Below are 6,673 nucleotides of genomic sequence, written 5' to 3' on the forward strand. Positions count from 1 at the left end.
AATCTAACCATTCACTAAACATTCTAATACTTGCCTTTTTTCCTTTTTTATCATAAGGATTTACTGTTTTTAATCCAACTCCTTTTACTTTAAATGTATCAACATTTATATTGTCAACAAACATCTTATAATCAACTTGTTTGATAATATTCCTATTATTTTTGTAAGCTCATTCTCAAATTCTCTAGTACAATCTAATGAATAAGTTTTGTAATGTATCACCTCATGTACTAAAGTACCTAAAAATTTCTCTGAATTTTTCAGTTGAGATCTTTTGATTATTATTCTATCTGAATAATGATCACAAATTCCCAAAATTTCTTGTCCAATACTTTTATGCATTGTATTTGATATTTTTATTTTACTTAATATATCAGCAAAACCTAACTCTTTAGCTATACTTTCACATAAATCATAAACTTTTTTCTCTTGTTCATCTAACTCTTTATAATCTACAAAGTCAAACTCAAATTTTTCTTCATAAGATTTCATAAACGATGATAGCGTTTCCATGTTGTTGCCATCATCATCTTTCATATCTTCAAATTTTGACGATATATTTTCAGGAATATATATGATTCTTTTACCTTCTGACTCAATTGTATTTTTTATATCTTCGCTAATACAACTTCCTTGAGAAAGAAAAACAACATTACCATTTTTATTTACTTGCTTCGCCATATGAGTAGCTACATCTAACCAAGCAACTTCATCACAATTATCTCCATAAGAAATTTTTCTTAATTCATCCATCATAACATTTAATACATTTTCATTAGATGAATTTAATAATATTTGCTTTACTCGATCTGTGTATGCAGTCCTACCTACATTTGTTCTCTCTCTATTCAAAGCTTTTTTTATTGAAGCATTTATATTAGTTATATTGTAATGAAATATAAAATTATCTTCTTGAGCTATTTTCATACCATTTACATATATATTAGATTTTTCATTATGTTTTGACTTTTTGTAAACTTCCCCGTATTTTGTAACTTGTAGCAGCTCAGAATTTGTATATCTTATAAAGTTTGACTTTGCTTTTTCCATTTCTTCATCAGAACAGTTTTCCAATATAAAATCAGTCCCTACTATATCTATATTATCTACTTCCAATATTTCAGCATGCAAAGTTTCAACATCATCAAATCCATGCTTTGATGTCATTATTGTTTTTATAATAGAATCTTCTGTTTTTATCGTTACAATTACATTATGTCTATGAAATGTAGCTAGAGCATCTTTGAGACCTACACCAAACTTACCTATTAAATCTTTTCTAGATAGCTTTTCTTCACTTTCATTTTGGGTAAAATGTACATACTTAAGACCTCTTCCATAATCTTTTATATGCCATTTATTATCTTTATCTTTATATATTTCAACTGGTTTAGAATTAGTTATTATTGTTTCGTCTTCAGCGTTCGCTATTATCTCTCTAACAGCATCTGCAACTGTCCAATTTTCAAGAACAGTCTCTATATTTAAATCAAATGTTCGTTTCATATAATTCACATATCTCCCTTTATAAAGTTTTCGTTTTTTTATATTGACAATTGTATCATAAATTTTATGGAATATTTTGCAAAATTTTGTTATTTTTTTAAACTTTATGCCTTTTCATTTTTTTATACAAAAAAGACTAGGAATTAACCTAGTCTTAATTATTTTCAACAAATTGTTCTATACATTCAAATAATTCTTCTGCTTCTTTAACATCTTTTGGTTTTACTTTTACACATGAATATCTAGCATTTCTACTTAATTCTTCTAAGTATTCATATTCATCTATAATTTTATCATATTTCTTTACTTTATGTAAAAACTCTTTCCTTGTCTTATGTGAACCAGGATGATATATATTAGCATAATGACTATCTAGTTTATGTAGAGCAGCATAAAATAAAACAGTTACCTTCCAGTCATTATTAATAGAATTACACATTATATCTGAAAAAGCTAGTTTTTTATTCTTTTCATATTGATTTAAATGTTCTAATTCAGATGGCATTCTATATATACTCCGTAAAATTCCTATTTTCCATATTAAGCTGCTCCATAACTTTATCCTTATCTTCTAAATCAAAAATAAGATATTCTACTTCTAAATCATTTTCTTTAGATACTTCTCTAATGGTTCTGATATATTTTTTTGTATTTGAAAAGTTTTTCTCTTCTATGATTATCCATAAATTAACTTTTTTCTCATCACATTCAAAAAACATATTCTTTAAATCTGAATAGAAAATTGAATCTAATAATTTTTTTATTGATTCATTCAAATTATCAACCTTCTTTATCATGCTCCATTCAGTATTTATAACGTCAGCAACATCGCTCATTACTGGTCTATTAGTCATATATGATTTTATTACTGTAGCGAACATTTTATCAGCAAGAGGATTTTTTGCTCTTTTAACATTTTGTTGAGCAGTTTTTATATTATTATTATCTCTAATAAGAGTATATTCATTTTCTTCAATAGTATTCCAATTAAGAATAGAAATATTACTCATTTAAATCCTCCCCCTCATCTACTTCAAAAAAGTTTTCGCCTGTTTTCTCTTGATAATCAAGTATACTCAGTAATATAGAGTCAAAAAATTTTTTAAAGCTTTCATTAGAAAAGTTTATATCTGTATCTACTATTACTCTATTATTATCTTCATCAAAATTTCCAAAAGATATATTGAATTTGTCATCTTTATATAAAACACGATAACAATTATATTCAAACTCTTTATCATTATTTTTAATTTCTAACACTTTATTTATGTTTTCTTTCATTAATCTCCCCCCGCCTTTTACATAGCTATAATTCTTTATAACTTTATTACAAGTAACAGGCAACTAAATATTTCATTTATACAAGCATTATATCACATTATTTGGAAAATTTTCTAAAAAAATGGTAATATATTACTTGTTTATGTTAATTTACTTCAATTAATTTTACTTACCATCCTATTGATACGTATTTAGTTACACATTATAATTATATAATAAATAGATTCAAGTACTAATTATATTACGTATAATTTCATACAATCAAGTTATAAGGGGGAATTTTATAATGAAAACTTGTATATATTTAAGAAAATCTCGTGCTGATATTGAAGCAGAAAAAGAAGGCGAATACGAGACTCTTCATAGACATAAGACTACTCTCCTAAAAGTTGCCAAAGAGAGGAAATTAAATATAATTGATATAAAAGAAGAACTCGTATCAGGGGAATATGTTGAACATAGACCTCGTATGATAGAACTTTTAGAAGAAGTCAAAAATAAAAAATATGATGCTGTCCTAGTTATGGACCTTGATAGACTTGGTAGAGGAAACATGCAAGACCAAGGACTAATATTAGATACATTTAAGCAATCCAAGACTAAAATTATAACTCCTCGTAAAATCTATAATTTAGATGATGAGTTTGATGAAGAATATAGTGAGTTCGAAGCATTTATGGCTAGAAAAGAATTAAAGCTAATTAATAGACGTTTGCAACGTGGTAGAGCTAAAAGCATTGAAGAAGGCAAATATATTAGTCCTGATGCACCTTATGGATATGAATTTAAGTATGATGACAAAGGTAAAAAATATCTTGCTATAAATGATGAGCAAGCAACAGCAGTTAGATTAATATTTGATATGTATTTACAAAATAATGGTGCTACCAAAATTGCTAACAAGTTAAATTCTTTAGGATATGAAACAAATAACCATATTGAGTTTAAAGCAAAGGCCGTAAGAGATATATTAAGTAATATAACTTACTGCGGATATGTTAAATGGAAAACTATAGATAGAAAAAATCATAGTAGACCTAGACCAGCTAATGAGCAAATTATAACAAAAGGTAAACATGAACCTATTATTGATGAGTTTACATTCAATAGAGTTCAAGAAATAAGAAAAAGTAAATACATTAGTCCAACTAAAACTAAAGTTTCTAATCCTCTAGCTGGTATAGTTGTTTGTAAGAAATGTGGCCATAATTTAATCCAAAAAATTTCAAGGGGCAAAATATACCTTAACTGTAGACATTGTAATAATAAATCTAGTTCTTTAAAGTATGTTGAAGATGCAATTATAGAATCTTTAGAAGGTTGGTTAAATAAATATAAAGTCAAAATAGAATTAAAAGATGATACATCTGATATAGATAAATTAAAATTTGAAGTTAAAAAATTACAAAGAGAATTAAATGAGACTGAAAAACAAAAAAGTAAATTATTTGATTTTCTAGAACGTGGAATTTACGATGACAATACATTCTTAGAAAGATCTACTATTTTAAGTTCTAGAATAGATGACTTGAAAAATAGAATAGCAGAATGTAATTTATCTATAATTACTTATAAAGATAATTTACAAGCTAAAAAACAAATAATACCTACTCTAGAAAAAGTTTTACAGAACTACTCTAATTCTAATGATGCAAAAGAGCAAAATTTACTTCTGAAATCTGTTTTAGATAAAGTTTTATATGAAAAAGCTAAAGATGCAAAAAAAGATGAGTTCAATTTAGAGGTTCATCCTAAGTTACCAAAATAGTATTATACCCTAGACTATACCTGGGTTACAACATTTTTGCAGTTACTATAATACATCTAACTGGCTACCAGGCACACCTGTATTACTTCCACCACCTAAAACTTTTAAAGAACTACAAGAAAGAGTTGAAAACTGCAATAAAGAATACAAATGCTTAGATTGGTATATCTGTTTTATAGAAGATGAATGCAATAAATGCAAAAAAAGAATAAAATCTTCAAAAAAAGCAATTGAAAAAAACTCTCAATTAATGAGACCTCCAATAGATAAAGAGTTACAGCCTAGTACAAATCCTAAATGTCCTGATTTGTCACCTATAGTCGGCGAGTATGTTCTTGGTAATCCTAGAAATATAGACCCTAATTTTTTAGATTTTGTAATTTATGCTTTTGTAGAAATCAGTTCTAATGGTGAATTAGTTGTACCTGCTCCTGCTTATCTAAGATCCTTAGTAAGATTAAGAGAGACAAATCCAGACCTACAAGTAATAGCTGCTATTGGGGGATGGGCAGCTGACGGCTTCTCTGATGCAGCATCCACACCAGCATCTAGATATGCTTTTGCTAGAAATGTACAAAACCTAGTAAACGAGTACAGACTAGATGGAATAGATATTGACTGGGAATATCCTGGAAGTAGTGCTTCTGGAATTAAATCAAGACCAGAAGATAGAGAAAACTTTACACTTTTATTGACTGCCCTAAGAGATGTTCTTGGTCCTGAAACTTGGATAAGTGTTGCTGGAACTGGAGATTCTGCATATATTAATAGAAGTGCGGAAATAAATAAGATTGCTCCACTTATAACTCATTTTAACCTAATGAGCTATGACTTTACTGCTGGAGAAACAGGTGAACGCGGTCAGCGTCATCAGGCCAATTTATTTGACTCAGATTTATCACTTCCAGGCTATAGTGTAGATAGCATGGTGGATAATTTAATTGATGCTGGAATGCCATCAGAAAAAATCCTTCTTGGAGTTCCTTTTTATGGACGACTTGGAGCTGCTATAACTAGATCTTATGACGAACTTAGAAAATCTTATATTAATAAAAATGGGTATCAATATAACTTTGATGATCAAGCTAAGGTACCTTATTTAGTCAAGGATGGTGAATTTGCCATGTCTTTTGATAACGAAGTTTCCACATTTTTAAAAGCTCAATACGCACTTCAAAATTGTCTTGGTGGTATATTCTCTTGGCAATCAACATTTGATCAAGCTAATATTCTAGCAAGAGCAATGTATGAATCAATTAATAATCCAGTAGTATATGAAACCGAATTACAAGATACTTTTGGTCAGCTTCCTACTTTAGAATAAAGTAACTTTTATTTTAAAAGGGTATATCGCACTAAAAAAGTAGTGCGATATATCATTTTTATTATTTAACCCTTATTAAAGTTGTAAAATAGCAAAACCCTTAGTTTATATATGATAACTAAAAATGAGTAGAAAATTATTTTAAATTAATAATATGCAAAGTATATTTTTCCAAGTAAAAATAGATAATATTTGTATAAACATTTAGGAGATGTCAAATGAAGAAAAAATTTATAATTGCATTTTTGTTATTTAACTCTTTGCTATCTTGTAGCTGTGAAATAAATAACCTAAATAATACTAATAACCCAGCAAAACTAACTACTTCTGATATAAAACAGTTAGTAGGTGTTACTTACGATGATGTTGAAAAAATTTATGGTTCACCAGAAAAATCCACTTACTATATAAACTTGAATGACTTATCTCGTATCAATAAAAACTATGTTAGTCTTAGAGATTTTAATCATCATTCTATTATAAAAACTTATTATAATAGAAATAATGATGATTCCCATATTATACTTTGGTATAAGAATAATATAGTTATAAAAGCTTCATTTAGTGAAAGCGATCTAATTAGTGAAGATTATTTTGATATGGATACTAATAATATTGATATTAGATTAGATTACAATAAAAATGATTCTCACTTAAACAAAAACTTTGCTGTAGATAAGTATAGAAATTTTATAGGTTGCAATATTAAACAATTCAATAATAAATATGATTTACTATGCCCTAAAATAACAGTTAATTTATTAAATAAAAATAAAATACTTTATTTTTATGAT

Annotated in this window: 7 protein-coding genes; 3 read left to right on the plus strand and 4 right to left on the minus strand. The window is 27.2% G+C overall.

Translation table 11 applies throughout. From position 1 onward, the window contains the following. Positions 1 to 105: 105 nt before the first annotated feature. From NSA58_RS13600 to NSA58_RS13615, 4 genes are all read right to left on the minus strand, one after another. Positions 106 to 1,506, minus strand: coding sequence for an ATP-binding protein (locus NSA58_RS13600; RefSeq protein ID WP_257560572.1), 1,401 nt, complete (start codon positions 1,504 to 1,506; stop codon positions 106 to 108). Positions 1,507 to 1,660: 154 nt separating this feature from the next. Further along, on the minus strand, positions 1,661 to 2,011 hold the full coding sequence (locus NSA58_RS13605) for a hypothetical protein (RefSeq protein WP_257560573.1): 351 nt from the start codon (positions 2,009 to 2,011) through the stop codon (positions 1,661 to 1,663). Between the two features lies 1 nt (position 2,012). Further along, entirely contained in the window at positions 2,013 to 2,516 is a 504-nt protein-coding gene (locus NSA58_RS13610; protein WP_257560574.1) for a hypothetical protein, read from the minus strand. Beyond that, positions 2,509 to 2,787 carry a hypothetical protein gene (locus tag NSA58_RS13615; protein ID WP_257560575.1) on the minus strand — a complete coding sequence of 93 codons (279 nt, stop codon included), beginning with the start codon at positions 2,785 to 2,787 and terminating at the stop codon, positions 2,509 to 2,511. The genes NSA58_RS13610 and NSA58_RS13615 overlap by 8 nt, the downstream gene beginning before the upstream one ends. Before the next feature lie 286 nt (positions 2,788 to 3,073). On the opposite strand from NSA58_RS13615, the gene NSA58_RS13620 reads away from it, so the two are divergent. The 3 genes from NSA58_RS13620 to NSA58_RS13630 all read left to right on the plus strand — a co-directional run. Further along, a complete protein-coding gene (locus NSA58_RS13620) occupies positions 3,074 to 4,555 on the plus strand; it encodes a recombinase family protein (RefSeq protein WP_257560576.1) in 1,482 nt (493 codons plus the stop codon). A gap of 250 nt (positions 4,556 to 4,805) precedes the next feature. Further along, a complete protein-coding gene (locus NSA58_RS13625) occupies positions 4,806 to 5,879 on the plus strand; it encodes a glycoside hydrolase family 18 protein (RefSeq protein ID WP_074078671.1) in 1,074 nt (357 codons plus the stop codon). Positions 5,880 to 6,097: 218 nt separating this feature from the next. Then, on the plus strand, positions 6,098 to 6,673 hold a 576-nt coding region (locus NSA58_RS13630; protein ID WP_257560577.1), incomplete at its 3' end, for a hypothetical protein.

Source organism: Terrisporobacter muris (assembly GCF_024621905.1).
Lineage (GTDB): Bacteria > Bacillota > Clostridia > Peptostreptococcales > Peptostreptococcaceae > Terrisporobacter > Terrisporobacter muris.